Below are 18,345 nucleotides of genomic sequence, written 5' to 3' on the forward strand. Positions count from 1 at the left end.
GACCATTCCATGTCGAATTTTTTCATCAACCGCCCGATTTTCGCTTGGGTGGTCGCGATCTTGATCACGCTGTGCGGCACGATCACGATGCTGAACCTGGGCGTCGAGTCCTATCCCAATATCGTGCCTCCGCAGATTCTGGTCACGGCCACCTACAATGGTGCCAGTGCCGATGCGGCCGAGAAGACCGTGGCTCAGGTGCTGGAACAGAACCTGACCGGTCTGGATCATCTGCTGTACTTCCAGACGGTGTCCAGCTCCAACGGCCGCGTCCAGATCACGCTGACCTTCGATACCGGAACTGACCAGGATATCGCCCAGGTCCAGGTCCAGAACAAGGTCACCCAGGCCAACAACCTGCTGCCTGCTGAAGTCTCGGCGGTCGGCATCACCGTGCAGAAGGCCAGCGCGGGCTTCCTGATGTTTATCGGTGTGGTTTCGGATGATCCGACGATCGACCGCAATCACTTGAATGACATCATCGCCTCTCAGGTGCTGGAGCAAGTCGGCCGCATCAACGGCGTCGGCAGCTACCAGCAGTTCGGCTCCGAATACGCCATGCATATCTGGCTGGATCCGATCAAGCTGCAGGGCTATTCACTGTCCACCACCGATGTCTACAACGCGGTGTCCGCGCAGAACCAGCAGTTTGCAGCCGGCAATATCGGCGGCGATCCCGCGCCCCAGGGCCAGGAGTTCACTGCCGTGGTCAATGGCGAAGGCCGTCTGAGCACTCCCGAGCAGTTCGGCAATATCATCCTCCGCAGCGACAGCAAAGGTACTGTGGTGCATCTGCGGGATGTGGCGCGAATTGCCTTCGGCCCCTACACCTATGGCTTTGATTCCAATTATGACAACCAGCCTACCGGCGGCTTCGGCATCCAGCTGCTGACCGGTGCGAATGCGCTGAACGTCGCCAAGGCCGTGCGTGCCAAGATGGACGAGCTGCAGAAGTCGTTCCCGCCGGGCGTCCACTGGATCGCCCCCTACGACAGCACCACCTTCATCACTCTCTCCATCGAGGACGTGATCCACACCCTGGTGGAAGCCATCATCCTGGTGTTCCTGGTGATGCTGATCTTCCTGCAGAACTTCCGGGCCACGATCATTCCCACCATCGTGATTCCGGTGGCCTTGCTGGGTACCTTCATCGGGCTGGCTGCATTGGGCTTCACCATCAACCAGCTTTCGCTGTTCGGCATGGTGCTGGCCATCGGCATCGTGGTCGATGACGCCATCGTCGTGATCGAAAACGTCGAACGCATCATGGAGGAAGAACACCTGCCTCCCAAGGCTGCCACCCGCAAGGCCATGAGCGAAATCACCGGCGCCATCGTCGGCATTACCGTGGTGCTGTCGGCGGTGTTCATTCCTTCGGGCATGCAGTCCGGCGCCGCCGGTCTGATCTACAAGGAATTCGCGTTCACCATCGCCATCTCGATGCTGTTCTCGGCCTTCCTGGCCCTGAGCTTCACGCCGGCGCTGTGCGCGACCATGCTGAAAGAGAAGGATCACAACCGCAAACCGAATGCCTTCGCCCGCCACTTCAACAGCGGATTTGACAAGGTCACCGGCTTCTACCAGCGGCGCGTCCGCGCCGCCAGCGGCCAGGCACCGTTCTGGATGGTGATCTATGTCCTGTTGACCCTGGCCTGCGGCTATATCTATACCCGTGTCCCCACCGGCTTTCTGCCGGAGGAAGACCAGGGCGTGGTACCGATGATCATGACCTTGCCGCCCGGTGCTTCGCTGCAGCGGACCATCGCGGTGCAACACAAGATCTACGACATCGTCAAACACGATCCGGCCGTGCACGGCATGTTCTCGATCGGTGGCTTCAGCTTCGCCGGCCTGGGCGAGAACGTGGGCATGAGCTTTATGCAGCTCAAGCCTTACGAAGAACGCACGGCCACTGCATTCGACGTGATCAAACGGGTTCAGGCCGAGGTGAACAAGCAAGTTCCCGAAGCCCAGATCCGCGTCATCAACCTGCCCACCGTCCAGGGACTGGCCCAGTACACGGGTGCCGACTTCTATCTGGAAGACCAGGGCAACCAGGGCCATGCCGCGCTGATGCGGGCCATGGGCCAGCTGATGGCAGAAACCGCCAAGGACAAGACTTTCGGCGTGATGTTCCCCAACACCCTGCCACCCGCCCCACAGCTGAATCTGAGCGTGGATCGGGTCCAGGCCCAGTCGATGGGCCTGTCGGTCAGCGACGTCTACAGCGCACTGCAGATGATGCTGGCCACGACCTATGTCAACCAGTTTTATTATCAGGGTCGCGTGAAACGGGTGATGATCCAGGCGGATGAGCAGTTCCGCCGCAATACGGACTCGTTCAAATACTTCTATACCCCCCGCGACACCTCCGCCATCGCCAACTACGCCAGTACCTCGGACCAGCAATCGGCTGCCACGAACGGTGGCAACGTGGCACTGTCCAATGTCGTCAAGAAGCAGTGGATCTATGATTCACCGGCACTGATCCGCTTCAACGGCTATGAGGGCATCGAGCTGATCGCCACCTCGGCACCGGGTTACAGCACCGGCCAGGCCATGCAGGAGATGCAGAAGCTGGTCGCCAAGCTGCCCCGCGGCTTCGGTATTGAATGGGCCGGCGAGTCCTACCAGGAAATTCTGGCGGGCAACTCCGCGACCATGCTGATGGTGCTCTCGGTGCTGATCGTGTTCCTGGCACTGGCTGCACTGTATGAAAGCTGGTCGATTCCGGTCGCCGTGCTGTTGGTGTTGCCGATCGGCATTCTGGGTGCCGCCGCCGCGACGATGTTCCGCGGCCTGGAAAACGACCTGTACTTCAAGATCGGCATGGTGACCGTGATGGGCCTGTCGGCCAAGAACGCGATTCTGATCATCGAGTTCGCGGTGGCCCTGCAGCGTGAGGGCAAGACCTTGCGTGAAGCGGTAATCGAAGCCGCCCGTCTGCGTCTGCGCCCGATCGTGATGACCTCGCTGGCTTTCATCCTCGGCGTGTTCCCGATGGCGATCTCCAGCGGCGCCGGCGCCTCGGCCCGCCATTCGCTGGGCACCGGCGTGGTCGGCGGCATGATGCTCTCGACCCTGGTCGGCCTGCTGCTGATCCCGGTGTTCTACACCGTGGTCCGTCGCCTGCTCGGCGACAAGCTGGACGAGGTCTCGGTCAACATGCTGGCGCATGACGACGACGGCAAGCCGATCAATCCGCCCAAGCCCAAGGATGACGGCGGCGTCGCCACCTTCGACTCCGATCCGAGACGCGGCCTGTAAGCCATCGCACGAGTGCTTCGTGCCATCCGAGGGGGCGCTGGCGACAGCGCCCCCTTTTCTGTTGCATCCCGGCACGGCTTGACCGCCGGAGAGTCACCGCCTAGTATCTGCATCCTTATATCGCGATACAGGGATGCGAATGGATCTTGCAACGGCATCCGGGGTACTGCGCCTGCTGGCCGACCCTACCCGGGTACGCCTGCTGGCCCTGCTGGAAACCGAAGAGCTGACCGTCGCCGAGATGGCCGCGATCCTGCATCTGGCCCAACCCCGCGTTTCCACCCATCTGGCCAAGCTGAAAGAGGCCGGCCTGGTCCGTGATCGCCGCGCAGGCGTGTCGGCGTTTTACCGCGCAAGTGCCAATGAAGACTCCAGCCTGCAGGCCTTGGTCCGCTCGCTGCAGGCCAGCATCCACGATGCCCTGTTGCAGGAAGATGCGCGCCGACTGACCTCGGTGCTGGCATCGCGGGCCGGCGAACAAGGCTGGGCCGATTCGGTGGCGGGAGACATGGAGCGTCATTATTCTCCGGGCCGTACCTGGGAAACCGTGGCACGCACCCTGCTGCAATTGCTGGACACCGGCGATGTGCTGGATATTGCCTCCGGGGACGGAATCACCGCCGAACTGCTGGCGCCTCATGCCCGCTCCATCATCTGCGTCGACCAGAGCCTGCGCGTGGTGGAGGCCGCAAGAACCCGGCTGCAAGCCAGCACCAACGTGCAAGTCATGCAGGGGGATATGCACGCACTGGAGTTCGACGAGGCCCGCTTCGATCTGGTGCTGATGCTGCATGCCCTGACCTATGCCGAGCATCCACCGCAGGTCATCGCCGAAGCGGCTCGCGTCCTGCGTCCCGGTGGTCGCTTGCTGGCCGCGACGCTGGGCGCTCATCAGCATCGTCACGTGGTCGAACCGTTCGACCACCGCAACCTGGGCTTCAAGACCGATGAGCTGGCCGGCTTCGCCCGCTCGGCCGGACTGGAGGTCCTGCATTGCGACCGTCTGACCCGCGAACGCAAGGCGCCGCACTTCGAAGTGATCAGCCTGCTCTGCCGCAAACCCTAGCCGTTATTCCACGGAGATTGACCATGCCCGCCCTTCCCTGGCTGCACCCTGCGCGAGTCGACCGTCTCCAGCATGCACTGGCGCATCGGATTCTGATCCTGGATGGCGGCATGGGTACCATGCTGCAAGGCCATCAGCTCGACGAGGACGGCTATCGCGGCGAGCGCTTCAGTGCCGGTCACGACAGCTGCGGCGGGCCGGGCCATGACCACGCCTGCGACCTGAAGGGCAACAACGACCTGCTCAGCCTCACCCAGCCTGACATCATCCGCGGCATCCACGAGGCGTATCTGGAAGCCGGAGCCGATCTGGTCGAAACCAATACCTTCAACGCCACCCGGATCAGCCAGGCCGACTACCATCTGGAACATCTGGTCCCCGAACTGAATCGGCGCGGTGCCGAGCTGGCCCGCCAGGCCTGTGACAGCTGGACCGCGCGCACGCCGGACAAGCCCCGCTTCGTGATCGGCGTCCTGGGACCGACCAGTCGCACGGCGTCGATATCCCCAGACGTCAATGACCCCGGCTTTCGCAACGTCACCTATCAGGAACTGGTGGACAACTACACCGAGGCGACCCTGGCCCTGATCGAGGGTGGCGCCGACCTGATCATGGTCGAGACCATCTTCGACACGCTCAATGCCAAGGCGGCCCTGTTCGCCCTGGAGGAGAGCTTCCGCCAGGTGGGCGGACGATTGCCGGTGATGATCTCCGGCACCATCACCGATCGTTCCGGTCGCACGCTGTCCGGCCAGACGGCCGAGGCCTTCTATTACTCGGTCAGCCATATCGCGCCCCTGTCCGTAGGCCTGAACTGCGCTCTGGGTGCCGAGGATCTGCGCCCGCATGTGCAGACCCTGGCTCGCGTCGCCGACTGCCTTATCAGCAGCCATCCCAATGCCGGCCTGCCCAATGCCTTTGGCGAATACGACGAAACCCCTGAACATATGGCAGGAGTGATCGGCGGCTTTGCCCGCGACGGTCTGCTGAATCTGGTTGGCGGCTGCTGCGGTACCACGCCGGCCCATATCCGGGCGATTGCCGAGGCCGTGGCGGCCTTTCCTCCGCGCCGCCCCGCGGCGGCCGATACCGCCGCCTGATCCGCGCCCCTCCCATTGTGCCCGCACCACCGGTTGCCCCGCCCATGACTGAACCACGCCATACCCGCCTCTCCGGCCTGGAGCCGCTGGTCCTGACCCCCGACCTGCTGTTCGTCAATGTCGGGGAACGGACCAATGTCACCGGCTCGGCCCAGTTCCGCAAACTGATCAAGGAAGGTCGCTACGACGAGGCGGTAGAAGTCGCCAGGCAACAGGTGGCCAGCGGTGCACAGATCATCGACGTCAATATGGACGAAGGCCTGATCGATTCTGAGGCCGCGATGGTGCGGTTTCTGAATCTGATCGCCTCCGAACCGGATATTGCCCGGGTACCGGTGATGGTCGACTCCTCCAAATGGTCGGTGATCGAAGCAGGCCTGCGCTGCCTGCAGGGCAAGGGCGTGGTCAATTCGATCTCGCTGAAGGAAGGCGAGAGGGCGTTTCTCGAACACGCCCGCAAGGTGCGCCAATACGGCGCGGCCGTGGTCATCATGGCCTTCGACGAGAGCGGCCAGGCGGATACCTGTGCCCGCAAGATCGAGATCTGTTCGCGCGCCTACCAGCTGCTGACCGAGCAGCTGGATTTCCCGCCGGAAGACATCATCTTCGATCCCAATATTTTCGCTGTCGCCACCGGCATCGAGGAACACGACAATTACGCGGTCGACTTTATCGAGGCCACCCGCGAGCTGAAGCGGCGCTTTCCGGCCGTCCATATTTCCGGTGGCGTCTCCAATGTCTCGTTCTCGTTCCGCGGCAACAACGCCGTGCGCGAGGCGATCCATTCGGTCTTTCTCTACCACGCGATTGCCGCCGGCATGGATATGGGCATCGTCAATGCCGGCGCGCTGGCGATCTATGACGAACTGCCGGCTGATCTGCGTGAACGCGTCGAGGACGTGATACTCAACCGCCGTGCAGATGCGACCGAACGACTGCTGGAGATTGCCGAGCGCTTCCGGGCGAAGAAAGGCGAACCTGTCGTCGCCAATCTCGAATGGCGCGACAAGCCGGTGGGGGAACGGCTCAGCCACGCCCTGATCCACGGTATCGACCAGTACGTGGTGGAGGATACCGAGGAGGCCCGCCAGCTCTCCAGCCGACCGCTGGATGTCATCGAAGGTCCGCTGATGGCCGGTATGAACGCCGTCGGCGATCTGTTCGGTGCCGGCAAGATGTTCCTGCCGCAGGTCGTCAAATCCGCCCGGGTGATGAAAAAGGCGGTCGCCCATCTGATCCCCTTTATCGAAGAGGAAAAGCGGCGTACCGGCGAAGCCGGCAAGAACAACGGCACCATCATCATGGCCACGGTCAAGGGGGATGTGCATGACATCGGCAAGAACATCGTCGGCGTCGTCCTGCGCTGCAACAACTTCGAGGTCATCGATCTGGGCGTGATGGTGCCGGCGCAGAAGATTCTGGATGCCGCCCGCGAGCACCAGGCCGACATCATCGGCCTGTCCGGCCTGATCACGCCCTCGCTGGAGGAAATGAGTCAGGTTGCGCGCGAGATGCAGCGCCAGGACTTTGCCATCCCGCTGATGATAGGCGGCGCCACCACTTCGCGCGCGCATACGGCCCTCAAGATCGACCCGCATTACAAGGCCCCCACGGTCTGGGTCAAGGATGCTTCGCGCGCCGTCGGTGTAGCGCAGTCCCTGCTCAGCAGCGAACTGGTCGAGGAGTTCATGGCCAGAATCCGACGCGAATACGCCGATATCCGTGAACGGCACAAGGACCGCGGTCAGGGCCGCCAGCTGGTCAGCCTCGAGCATGCCCGCGGCCAGCGCTGGCAGGGCGACTGGGCCAACTGGCAGCCAGTATCGCCACGGCAGCCGGGCATCACCGTCTTCGATGACTATGATCTGGCCGAATTGCGTGAATATATCGACTGGAGCCCGTTCTTCAATGCCTGGGAACTGGCCGGTCGCTATCCGGCCATTCTGACCGACGAGATCGTCGGGCAGCAGGCCAGCGACCTGTTCAAGGATGCCTGCCAGATGCTGGACCGCTTGATTGACGAGCGCTGGCTCAAGGCACGGGCGGTGATCGGCTTCTGGCCGGCCGGCAGCGACGGCGAGGATATTCTGGTCCGCGACTCGAGCGGCGAGCACCGTCTCCACCACCTGCGCCAACAGGTGGACAAACCGGTCGAGCGCCCGGATTTCTGTCTCTCCGACTTCATCGCCCCGGCCGTCGATGGTGAGCTTAGGGACTGGCTGGGCGGCTTTGCGGTCACCGCCGGTATCGGCATTGATGAGCATGTGGCCGCCTTTGAAGCGGCGCATGATGATTACTCCGCCATCATGCTCAAGGCGCTGGCCGATCGTCTGGCCGAAGCCCTGGCCGAGCGCATGCATCAGCGGGTCCGCACCGAGTTCTGGGGCTATGAGCCTGCCGAGGCCCTGGACAACGCCAGCCTGATCGACGAAGCCTACAAGGGCATCCGGCCCGCGCCAGGTTATCCGGCCTGCCCCGACCATACCGAGAAAGGCAAGCTGTTCGAATTGCTGGGCGCCACCGAGCGCAGCGGCATCACTTTGACCGACAGCTACGCGATGCTGCCCACCGCCGCCGTCTCCGGCTGGTACTTCGCCCATCCGGAGAGTCGTTATTTCGTGGTCGGCAAGATCAGCCGCGAGCAGGTGCTCGACTATGCCCGCCGCAAGCAATGGAGCGTGGAAACCTGTGAACGCTGGCTTGCGCCGAATCTGGACTACGACCCGGAATAAACCCGTGGCTCACCGATGTCGACTCCGGACAGACCTGTCCGCGTCGGCAGGGCCCGCATCAGTGCGCCGTCGCTTCCGGACGCACTCGCCCCCGATACTGTTCCAGCAAGGCCTCCAGCCGCGCCACCGTATCCGCATCCGGTATCCCGGCGTAGTCGGCCGGCCGATAATGCATCTGGAAGGCTGCGACCACATCCCGGGTCGCCGAATCCAGCTCGCCACTGACCGGCACCGCGTAGCCGTAATCGGCCAGAGCCTGCTGCAGGAAACGGATATCGCCATGCCAGGGATGCTGGTGCCGGTACCATGCCACCGTGGCCGGGTCCGGCCAGGCACCGACGGCATACATGCGGTACAGCCACTCCCAGGGAAACAGCGGGCCGGGATCGACCTTGCGGCCAGGTGCGATATCGCTGTGACCGATCACGCGATCCGGCGCAATCCGATAGCGCTGCACGATCTCGCGGGCCAGGTTGCCGACCGCCTGCATCTGCTGCGGAGTGAAGGGTGCCCATCGCCGCTGCTCCAGGGGAAGCCCGGCATCTTCGGGCGGATAGCCGATATTGACGATCTCGATGCCGATGCTGCCTGCATTGATCTGGGCCGAGCCCTGCCAGTGGCTGTTGCCGGCATGCCAGGCACGCTCGCTCTCGGGCACCAGCCGGAAAACCCGAAAACCGCCCTGCACCGGACTGTGCCCGGGCACCAGATAATGCGCCGAAACCTGGGCCTGCGGTGAAGTCAGCAGGTCCATCGAATGCGGCAGATCCCCGGCCGTGTAATGCAGGACCAGAAAACGCACTCTCGCATCGCGATTCGGACTCAGCACGCTGTCATCGATCTGCAACACCTGGGCCGGCGGCGCGACCGATACCGCCGAGCCGGCCTGGGCGCATGGCCATGGCAGTACCAGCCAGCCGACCAGCAGTGGCCATCGGACACGCCAGCGGCGACTCACAGGTCCTCTTCCCGAAGTTCGCGTCGCAGCAGCCGCTGCCGCTTCAACTCCACGCTCAGATTGTAGACGGCGACGAAAGTGGGAAAGAAATTGGCAATGATGCCGACCGAATCGTTCTTGCCGAAAATGAAATAGGCCAGCTGCAGCGTGCTGCCGAAGACGGAAAGCCACCAGAACGAAATCGGCATCACCACCCGTTTCAACCGTCGGGTGTAGTACATCTGCACCAGCCAGCGACTGGTAAACATCAGCGCACCGCAAAAACCGATCAGCTTCCACATCGTGAACTGGAAGTGATGCGCGGAGGCCACCACCTGTGGCAGATTCTGGGTATTGGGCAACATGGGCATCGGCCGGTCTGGAAGGCATCCGACGCTTCGCAAACGAGCGTGGACAGCCCGGTATTCTAGTCCTCCTCCCCGGATTTTGGGAGTTTCGAAAAAAAAGCTTGACTCGCTCCAGGAGCATCCCTAATATCCTCCTTCCTCGGCGGGCGGTTAGCTCAGCGGTAGAGCACTGCCTTCACACGGCAGGTGTCACAAGTTCGATCCTTGTACCGCCCACCACACGATTTTCACCTTACAGGTGCCCGGCGGGCGGTTAGCTCAGCGGTAGAGCACTGCCTTCACACGGCAGGTGTCACAAGTTCGATCCTTGTACCGCCCACCAATCGATTGGATGAAAAGCCACCTTCGGGTGGTTTTTTTGTGCCTGATCCAAGCCCGGAGACTACGCTTGCCAGGGTGAAAAGCAGGCATTCGCCCAAGTCGATACCTGTCCGATCCGGACACCGTTCGCCGCACGATACCGCTCTCGACCATCATCGCCTGACCACTGCACCCATTCATTTCGGACATGGATTGATCCACGACCTGCATCAATGATTGCAGCGCAACATGGCCGGCGACAGCTCATGCGATGTCGATCTCCCGCGCAAAACCGGCATCGCCTGCCGGAAGGCTGGCCGTCAGGCTCCGGAGCGACGCCCAGTCGTGCTGCTGCGCGTCATCAAGCGACACGGCCTGCAAGATTTTGCGCGGATGGACAAGCCCTCAACCAGGTCTAGAATCCAGACATATGACCTGCCGGACACCGACATATGACGTCGATATCCGGCCGCCATGCGGCGAGATCCCCATCCACAGACCTGCGGACAAGGCATCATGACGACCAGCCCCAGCGAATCGCAGCATCCCGCCGGCAGGCCGCGATGCCAGATGACCTCTGATGCAATCATGCATTCCACCAGAGCTGCGCCATTCCGTGGCCCGGCATCACTCCTCCGCCGGCCCAGGCGGGATGATCGGTCGTCAAGGAAAGCCTGATGTCATTCAGACTGACGTCGCTCAACTTCATGTCATACAGCTCCAGATCCTCAGGCCATGGCCATCGGCCGGACCGGACCCGCAAGTCGCCACCCGCTCACACGGATCGACGGCCCCGTGCCCGCAAGGACCATCGCCGACACGGGCCGCCCTGAGCCGGCCAAGGACAGTTGCCGGCTTGGCGTGGCTTCACTGAGCGCCCCAAGCCACTCCCATTGCATATTGCCATCAGGCTTGCCTGCCATACCTGCAAAGGTGTGACGGCAGCGGCACGCCTGAAAACGTGAGGCTGCATGAAAATTACCAGGCTGGATGTCATACGCCTCGCCCTGCCTTTTCAGGCGGAGCGTGAGTCAAACCAGGACTCGCCATCAATGTCGGCCTACAACGCCGCCTCGCCCCAACTCAAACGGATGGAAACCCTGTTGGTACGGCTGACCACCGACGAGGGCCTGCAGGGTTGGGGCGAAGCCTTCGGACATCTCGTCAATCCGGCCAGCCAGGCGGCACTGGGCGGACTGGTCGGGCAGCTGTTTCTTGGCGCCCGGGTCGGTGCCGATCCGGCGAGCTTCGCGGCCTCGCGTCTGGCGGCCGAACAGGCCCTGCACGCCTTCGGACGCACCGGCCCAGTGGTTTACGCCTTGTCGGCTATCGATACCGCCTTGTGGGACCTGTCTGCTCAGATCGCCGGCCAGCCGCTTTATCGCCACCTGGGTGGTCGTCGCGACCGGATCGAGGCTTACGCCAGCCTGGTCAGCTACGGCAATCGGCCAGCCGAAGTTGCCCGTCAGGTACAACGCGCCCAGGCGGCCGGATATCGTCGCATCAAGCTGCATGAAACCGAATATCCGGCGATATCCGCGGCCCGCCAGGCCTTGCCTGCGGACATCGGCCTGATGGTGGACGTCAACTGCCCGTGGAATCTTGCCGAAGCCGAAACCCGCATCCGCGGCTGCCGGGACTTGCAATTGGGCTGGATCGAGGAGCCGCTGTGGCCGCCCGATGACATCGACGGACTGGCCTCGCTGCGACGACGCGGCACACCCATCGCGGCCGGTGAAAACGTTTCCGGCGTGGAAGCCTTCCGTCAGCATTTCCAGCAGGGTGCGATCGATGTAGCCCAGCCCAGCGTGGCCAAGATCGGAGGCATCAGCGCCATGCGCGAGGTATTCGCCATGGCCGCACGGCACGGTGTACAGGTCATGCCGCACTGCTTCTACTACGGCGCAGGCATGCTTGCCACCGCCCATCTGGCCGCCTCCTTGCCGGCCCCGGCTGCACTGGAAGTGCCGTTCCTGCAATGGCCGAGGCCACTGTACCCCGATTTTCCGCGAGAGGCGGAAATACGACTGCCGGACCAACCCGGCCTGGGCTGGGTCCCGGACCCCGGTGTCCTGAATGATTATCGCATCGACGGCTGCAGCCTGCGCCTTGATGGAGAGAACGCATGACCCGTTATCGCTGGTTTGTCGCCGTACTGCTGTTTCTGGTCGGCATGCTGACTTATCTGGATCGCACCGCCTTGTCGGTGGTCGCTCCGATGATCCGCAAGGAGTTCGGCTTCGGCGATGCCCAGATGGGCATCCTGTTCAGCGCTTTCTTTATCGGTTACTGCGTATTCTGCTTTATCGGCGGCTGGGCGGCTGACCGCTACGGCCCCCGCAAGGTTTTTGCCTGGGCCGTCGGCATCTGGTCACTGTTCTGCGGGGCGACCGCGGCGGCCACCAGCTTCAGCCACTTGCTGATCCTGCGGATCATCTTCGGCACCGGTGAAGGCCCGATGGGCACCACCACCAACAAGGCCATCGCCAACTGGTTTCCACAAAGCGAGTCCGGCCGCGCCGTCGGCTTCACCAATGCCGGTCAACCCCTGGGCGCCGCCATCGCCGCCCCCATTGTCGGCCTGATAGCCCTGCACTATGGCTGGCGCATCTCCTTCGTGGTCATCGCCCTGATCGGCTTCGTCTGGCTGGCGCTGTGGCTGACCTGCTTCCGTGACCGACCGGCCGAACATCCCCGTGTCAATGCTGCCGAATCCAGATTCATCGAATCCGGCCGCCCCAGCGCTCCTCTGGTAGATACCGCTGCAGGGCACCAGCCGCGCAGCATTCTGAAACTGATTTTCTCCGCACCGGTCCAGGGCGTGGCCGCCTCTTTCTTCTGCTTCAACTACGTGCTGTATTTCTTTCTGTCCTGGCTGCCCAGCTACCTGACCGATTACCAGCATCTGAACGTGCGCGACATGAGCCTGGTCAGCATCCTGCCCTGGCTGGGCGCAGCCGCCGGATTTGTGCTGGGCGGCCTGTTGTCGGATCTGCTGTACCGGCTCAGCGGCAGCGCATTGTTCGCTCGCAAGTTCATCATCGTGATGGGACTCACCGTCGCCGCCCTGTGCGTGATGCTGACCGCCCGGGTTCACACCCTGTGGCCGGCCGTGACCCTGATCGCCGTCGCCAGCCTGTTCGCCTTTATGACTCCTCAGGCATGCTGGAGCCTGCTGCAAGATATCGTGCCGGACAGCCATCTCGGCATCGCCGGTGGTTTCGTGCACTTTGTCGCCAATATCGCCGGCATCTTCTCGCCCAGCATCACCGGACTGCTGATCCAGTACGGTGGCGGCTACGGCTCGGCCTTCATCCTGACCAGCACCCTGGCGGCGACCGGCGTCGCCGCCGTCCTGCTGCTGGTACGAAGCACCGCCGTGCAATCACTGCAGGCCACCGCCCACTGAAACCATCTTTCCGCACGACCATCTGATGGCGGCCGTGCCCAGACCTTCAGGAACCGTCTTCATGCGCCCCACCCCCTCTCACAGCCAGCCACCGCGGCGACGCTTCCTGCAGGGCAGTCTCGGTCTGGTCGCCCTCGGCCTGACCGGGCTGCGCCCTGGCCAAGCCGCGACCGCCACGATGACGACCGCAGGCTCGATACCCCCTGATGCCACCCTGTTCAGACAATGGGTGGCCCAGCCCGGCATCAGCCGGGAATTGCGAGAGCTGCGTCAGCTGATCAGCGACTACTTCCAATCGGTGCCCGCCAGCGCCAGCATGGCGGAAAAGCGCCTGGCCCGGGCCAACCTCTACCTGCAGCATATTCCGTTGCCGAACGACCTGCGGTTCACCCCGGTCGAGCTGGCCGGCGTGCGCGGCGAATGGTCAGAGACCCCTGCCAGCGATCCGCATCGCGTTATGCTGTACTTGCATGGCGGCGGCTATGTGGTCGGCAGTGCCGAAGGATGGCGAGCGGTCGGCGCCGTGCTGGGGCGCACCGCGGGCATGCGAACCTTTTCCGTGGACTATCGCCTGGCCCCCGAGCACCCTTACCCAGCGGCGCTCGACGATGCGATCGCCGCCTATCGCTGGCTGCTCGACTCAGGCATTCCTGCCGGCAAGATCGTCTTCGCGGGCGACTCGGCGGGCGGCGGCCTGGCCCTGGCCACCTTGCTCAAGGCCCGCGACCTGAAACTGCCGATGCCGGCGGCGGCGTTCGTGATGTCGCCCTGGACCGATATGACCATGAGCGGCTTCAGCATCGACCACCCCACCAGCTTCGATCCGTTCAACCGCCGTCCGGCCCTGATCGGATCGGCCGCCAAGTATCTGGCCGGGCATTCCGATCGCGATCCGCTGGTCTCGCCGCTGTTCGCCGACCTGAGCGGCCTGCCGCCACTGCTGATCCAGGTCGGTGACGAGGAAGCCTATCGCGATGATGCCACCGGCCTCGCACGTCGTGCCGCCGACTTCGAGATCAAGGTGGAGCTGCAGACCTGGCCGCATGTCTTTCATGTCTGGCAGGCCTGGACACCGCAACTGCCCGAAGCACGTGAAGCCATGGCCAAGGCCGCGCATTTTCTGCGACAGGCGACGGACACAGGCAGCGACTGAAGACACCGGCTCAACCCTTGTGCGCGGCAGCCGCTTCCAGCGCACGGATGCGCGGCAGCACTTCCCGGCCGAAATAGGCCACCTCCTCCTGCGCGTGCAGGAAGCCCGCCAGGATCAGATCCACGCCAACGGCCTTGAAGGCCAGGATCCGTTCGGCGATGTGCTGGGGCGTTCCGATCAGGCCAGTACGAAAGCCGTCGTTGTATTGCACCAGATCCTCGAAGCTGGAATCAGCCCAGTTGCCCTCGCCTTCAGGGCTGCCAAGACCGGCCTGGCGGACCTCACGCCCAAAGGCTTCCACCGCCGCAGGGTCGGCCTGATCCAGGATATCGGCCAGCACGGCCTGGGCTTCGGCCTCGGTGTCCCGGGCAATGATGAAGGCATTGATACCGATCTTCACCGGCGTCTCGCGATGCGTGCTTTTGCGACGGATATCCTCGATCTGCACCCGCACGCCTTCGGGCGTATTGCCATTGGTCAGATACCAGTCGGATACCCGTGCCGCCATATCCCTGGCCGCTCTTGAACTGCCCCCCTGAAAGATCTCCGGATGGGGCTGCTGCAGCGGCCCGGGTCGCAGGCCGTAATCGTGAAAGCGGTAGAAGTCACCCCGGAAGCTGAAACCGTCCTGCGTCCAGATCCCCTTCAGCGCGCGAATGAACTCCTCTGACCGGCGATAGCGCTCATCGTGCTCCAGCCATGGCTCGCCGATGGCATGAAACTCGCTGCGGAACCAGCCGCTGACAATATTGATGGCGATCCGGCCTCCGCTGATCTGATCAATGGTCGCCAGCTGCTTGGCCACCACTGCCGGAGTCCACGGCCCCGGCAATATCGCCGCAATCAGTTTCAGGCGGGTGGTCGCGGCCAGCAAGGCCTGACTGAAGGCCACCGGCTCGTGCTGGTATTCAGCGCCATAACCGGCAGTGAAGCGGATCTGGCTTAGGCCGTAACTGAAGCCCGCCTGCTCGGCGATCCTGGCCAGCGCCTGATTGTAGGCCAGATCCCAGTGCGTCCGTTGCGGAATGCGGCTGATGACCAGGCCGCCGCTGACATTGGGCACCCAATAGGCGAACTGCAGCGCGCGTGCATCTGTTGCCATGTCCCAAGCCTCCGTGCCCGGAAAACATCCGACCAGCCTGATATCCGCCGCCACAGGGACCATCCGGGGTCGCTGCATCCCTCACGCCGAAGGGCGGCAGGGCGATCAGGCGTATCTGCCGGCCACATGCCCACCATCACCCGATGGGCGCCTTGTCCATCTTGGGATGCCGAACCAGCTGCCGACAAATAACGGAAACTCATGGACTCATGGAGCCTCCACAGGCAGACGCCGGCCATCGCGGCGATTTCACCGGCGCGGTCTCCGCCCCGCGACAGATTACAGAGATTCAACCAGGCCTGACGGCGGCTTTCGACAACAACCGACAAACCCGCTTTCGCTGCGTGCAGATCTGTTGCAGATCCATCGCAGGCCTGCCAAGGCAGCGATCGCATGCCGGCAAACACCAAGCCACACCCTCGGCAGTCACACTGCCAGCCGCCGCAGCCATGGGAAACGTTCGGGCAGGGGTCGGCCCAAACTTATTCGAAAGCGCCCATATAGGAATCAGGCATATAGTTTTCGAACTTGGTGTAGTGCCCCAGGAAGGTCAGCTTGACCGTATCGGTCGGGCCGTTTCGCTGCTTGCCGACAATGATTTCGGCCAGCCCCTTGTCGGGCGACTCCTTGTTGTAATAGTCATCGCGATAAATGAACATGATGACGTCAGCATCCTGCTCGATAGCGCCGGACTCACGCAGGTCCGACATCATCGGCCGCTTGTCGGCCCGCTGCTCCAGGGAGCGGTTCAACTGAGACAGCGCGATCACCGGCACATTCAGCTCCTTGGCCAGCCCCTTGAGCGAGCGCGAGATTTCCGAGATCTCCGTGGCGCGATTTTCCTTGTTGCCCGGCACCTGCATCAGCTGCAGGTAATCGATCACGATCAGACCCAGTCCGCCATTGTCGCGGTGGATCCGGCGTGCGCGGGATCGCAGTTCCACGGGCGAAAGGCCCGGCGTGTCATCGATAAAGATCTTCGCATCGGAAAGAATCGCGATGGCATTGGTCACGCGCGGCCAGTCCTCTTCGGCCAGATCGCCATTGCGCAGATGCTGCTGATGAATGCGACCGATCGATGAAATCAGACGAAAAGCCAGCTGGGACGCCGACATTTCCATCGAGAAGATCACCACCGGCTGCTTGGCCTTCAACGCCGCCGCCTCCGCGATATTCACCGAAAAAGCCGTCTTGCCCATCGAGGGGCGGGCCGCGACGATGATGAGATCCGAGGGCTGCAGGCCCGAGGTCAGCTCATCCAGATCCTTGAAGCCGGTGGAAATGCCGGTCAGCTGGCCCTGGTTCTCGAAACGCTCGGACAGAATCCGGAAGGCATCCTTGACCGCCTCGCGCATCGACACGGTGTCCTTTTTGCCCCGCGAACCGGATTCGGCAATCTTGAAAACCGCCTGTTCGGCGCTTTCCAGCGCCTCCTGGACAGTCTTGCCCTCGGCCTGGTAGCCGTCCTCGGTGATCCCGGTACCGACGTCGATCAGCTGGCGAAGCACCGATTTTTCGCGCACGATATCGGCATAGGCGGCAATATTGGCCGCACTGGGCGTGGCATTGGCCAGCTCGATCAGATAGCCGGCACCGCCCATCATGTCGGCCATGCCATTGCCGGAAAACCAGTCACCCAGCGTCACCGCGTCACAAGGCATGCCTTTGCCCGCCAGCTCGGTGATCGCGCGCCAGATCAGGCGATGGTCGCGACGGTAGAAGTCCTGCTCGCCGAGACGGTCGGCGACCTTGTCCAGCGCGTCCGGCGCCAGCATCAGACCGCCAAGGACCGCCTGTTCGGCATCGATCGAATGCGGCGGCACCCGCAGAGCATCCACCGAACCCGGCGTCGGCGCGCGATCGCCCCATTCCTTGCGGTCTTTGCGATCATTGCGGTCGGGTGCGAACGACATGGGCCAAACCTCTGGTCTGCAGCAAAGCCCATCATACCCAGCGGACTCTCGCCTGCCGAGACAACAAGTCTGTGCAAAAGCTGTGGAAATCGGTGCCGAGGTGTATCCCGGCACACACAGAAAAACGATGGGGGCCTCGCGGCCCCCATCGTCTTTCAGACCGTTCTGCGGCGGATCGATCCGCCGACCGGAACGCTCTTACTTGTCGGCAACCACGATCACCTTGATGGCGGCATGCACGTCGGCATGCAGGGCCACCTGGGCGTCGTATTCACCGACCAGGCGGATCGCGCCTTCCGGCTGGATCACTTCGCCCTTGTTGACGGTATAACCGGCAGCCACCAGGGCTTCGGCCACTTCGCGGGGACCGACCGAGCCGTACAGCTTGCCTTCCAGGCTGGCGTGGGCCGAAATGGTCACGCTGGCACCTTCCAGCTTGGCCTTGCGGGCTTCGGCTTCGGCGAAGCTGGCCTGCGAACGAGCTTCATACTCGGCACGGCGGGCTTCAAAAGCGGCCAGATTGGCAGCGTTGGCACGCACGGCCTTGCCCTGCGGCAGCAGGTAGTTGCGGCCGTAACCCGGCTTAACGACGACTTTGTCGCCCAGATTACCGAGGTTGCGGACTTTTTCGATCAGGATCAGTTCCATGATTTACTCCGATTCGTTAGCACCGATAGGCCGGTGCAGCCATGGACGGTTGTCCGAAAGGATAAGACGGCCCGTGAGGCGATCCCGCAGGACCGGGGCTCACGGGCGCCACGATCAGACGTCGTGGTTGTCGGTGTACGGCAGCAGCGCCAGGAAGCGGGCGCGCTGGATCGCGGTGGCCAGCTGACGCTGGTAGCGAGCCTTGGTACCGGTGATGCGGCTGGGAACGATCTTGCCGGTTTCGGTGATGTACTGGCGCAGGGTGTTCAGATCCTTGTAATCGATCTCGACAACCTTCTCGGCCGTGAAACGGCAGAACTTGCGGCGGCGGAAAAACTTGGACATGTCTG

Annotated in this window: 13 protein-coding genes and 2 tRNA genes; 9 read left to right on the forward strand and 6 right to left on the reverse strand. The window is 62.9% G+C overall.

Features of this window, described 5'->3' with window-relative positions; translation table 11 throughout:
- Positions 1–9 precede the first annotated feature (9 nt).
- The 4 genes from FRAAU_RS09350 (at position 10) to metH (ending at position 8,165) form a co-directional block, all read left to right on the forward strand.
- Entirely contained in the window at positions 10–3,267 is a 3,258-nt protein-coding gene (locus tag FRAAU_RS09350) for a multidrug efflux RND transporter permease subunit (protein WP_014403286.1), read from the forward strand.
- 139 nt (positions 3,268–3,406) lie between these two features.
- The gene (locus FRAAU_RS09355) at positions 3,407–4,333 is read left to right on the forward strand and encodes an ArsR/SmtB family transcription factor (protein ID WP_014403287.1); all 927 of its coding nucleotides are present in this window, start codon (positions 3,407–3,409) and stop codon (positions 4,331–4,333) included.
- Between the two features lie 23 nt (positions 4,334–4,356).
- Positions 4,357–5,433: a homocysteine S-methyltransferase family protein gene (locus tag FRAAU_RS09360; RefSeq protein ID WP_014403288.1), complete on the forward strand. Its 1,077-nt coding sequence runs from the start codon at positions 4,357–4,359 to the stop codon at positions 5,431–5,433.
- 44 nt (positions 5,434–5,477) lie between these two features.
- Positions 5,478–8,165, forward strand: coding sequence for a methionine synthase (metH, locus tag FRAAU_RS09365; RefSeq protein WP_014403289.1), 2,688 nt, complete (start codon positions 5,478–5,480; stop codon positions 8,163–8,165).
- Positions 8,166–8,223: 58 nt separating this feature from the next.
- On the opposite strand, the gene FRAAU_RS09370 is transcribed toward metH, so the two are convergent.
- Both FRAAU_RS09370 and FRAAU_RS09375 read right to left on the reverse strand, forming a co-directional pair.
- Positions 8,224–9,123, reverse strand: a complete 900-nt coding sequence (locus tag FRAAU_RS09370; RefSeq protein ID WP_014403290.1) for an N-acetylmuramoyl-L-alanine amidase — start codon at positions 9,121–9,123, stop codon at positions 8,224–8,226.
- Positions 9,120–9,467 carry a lipid-A-disaccharide synthase N-terminal domain-containing protein gene (locus FRAAU_RS09375; protein ID WP_014403291.1) on the reverse strand — a complete coding sequence of 116 codons (348 nt, stop codon included), beginning with the start codon at positions 9,465–9,467 and terminating at the stop codon, positions 9,120–9,122. The genes FRAAU_RS09370 and FRAAU_RS09375 overlap by 4 nt, the downstream gene beginning before the upstream one ends.
- A 147-nt stretch (positions 9,468–9,614) precedes the next feature.
- Here FRAAU_RS09375 and FRAAU_RS09380 point away from each other — a divergent pair.
- The 5 genes from FRAAU_RS09380 (at position 9,615) to FRAAU_RS09405 (ending at position 14,332) form a co-directional block, all read left to right on the forward strand.
- A tRNA-Val gene (locus tag FRAAU_RS09380) sits at positions 9,615–9,689 on the forward strand.
- A 28-nt stretch (positions 9,690–9,717) separates the two neighbouring features.
- Positions 9,718–9,792 (forward strand) — tRNA-Val (locus tag FRAAU_RS09385).
- Positions 9,793–10,741: 949 nt separating this feature from the next.
- Complete coding sequence (locus FRAAU_RS09395) at positions 10,742–11,899, forward strand: mandelate racemase/muconate lactonizing enzyme family protein (protein ID WP_041270507.1); 1,158 nt, start codon at positions 10,742–10,744, stop codon at positions 11,897–11,899.
- Positions 11,896–13,179: an MFS transporter gene (locus FRAAU_RS09400; RefSeq protein ID WP_014403294.1), complete on the forward strand. Its 1,284-nt coding sequence runs from the start codon at positions 11,896–11,898 to the stop codon at positions 13,177–13,179. The genes FRAAU_RS09395 and FRAAU_RS09400 overlap by 4 nt, the downstream gene beginning before the upstream one ends.
- 61 nt (positions 13,180–13,240) lie before the next feature.
- Positions 13,241–14,332, forward strand: coding sequence for an alpha/beta hydrolase (locus FRAAU_RS09405; RefSeq protein WP_014403295.1), 1,092 nt, complete (start codon positions 13,241–13,243; stop codon positions 14,330–14,332).
- Between the two features lie 10 nt (positions 14,333–14,342).
- Here the strand turns inward: FRAAU_RS09405 and sfnG are convergent, their stop codons facing one another.
- From sfnG to rpsR, 4 genes are all read right to left on the reverse strand, one after another.
- Positions 14,343–15,434, reverse strand: coding sequence for a dimethylsulfone monooxygenase SfnG (gene sfnG / locus FRAAU_RS09410; protein WP_014403296.1), 1,092 nt, complete (start codon positions 15,432–15,434; stop codon positions 14,343–14,345).
- 482 nt (positions 15,435–15,916) lie between these two features.
- A complete protein-coding gene (locus FRAAU_RS09415; protein ID WP_014403297.1) occupies positions 15,917–17,347 on the reverse strand; it encodes a replicative DNA helicase in 1,431 nt (476 codons plus the stop codon).
- A gap of 198 nt (positions 17,348–17,545) precedes the next feature.
- Positions 17,546–17,995, reverse strand: a complete 450-nt coding sequence (gene rplI / locus FRAAU_RS09420; RefSeq protein ID WP_014403298.1) for a 50S ribosomal protein L9 — start codon at positions 17,993–17,995, stop codon at positions 17,546–17,548.
- 114 nt (positions 17,996–18,109) lie between these two features.
- Positions 18,110–18,340 (reverse strand): 30S ribosomal protein S18, encoded by a 231-nt coding sequence (rpsR, locus tag FRAAU_RS09425; RefSeq protein WP_014403299.1) that lies wholly within the window; start codon positions 18,338–18,340, stop codon positions 18,110–18,112.
- Positions 18,341–18,345 lie beyond the last annotated feature (5 nt).

The organism is Frateuria aurantia DSM 6220 (assembly GCF_000242255.2).
Lineage (GTDB): Bacteria > Pseudomonadota > Gammaproteobacteria > Xanthomonadales > Rhodanobacteraceae > Frateuria > Frateuria aurantia.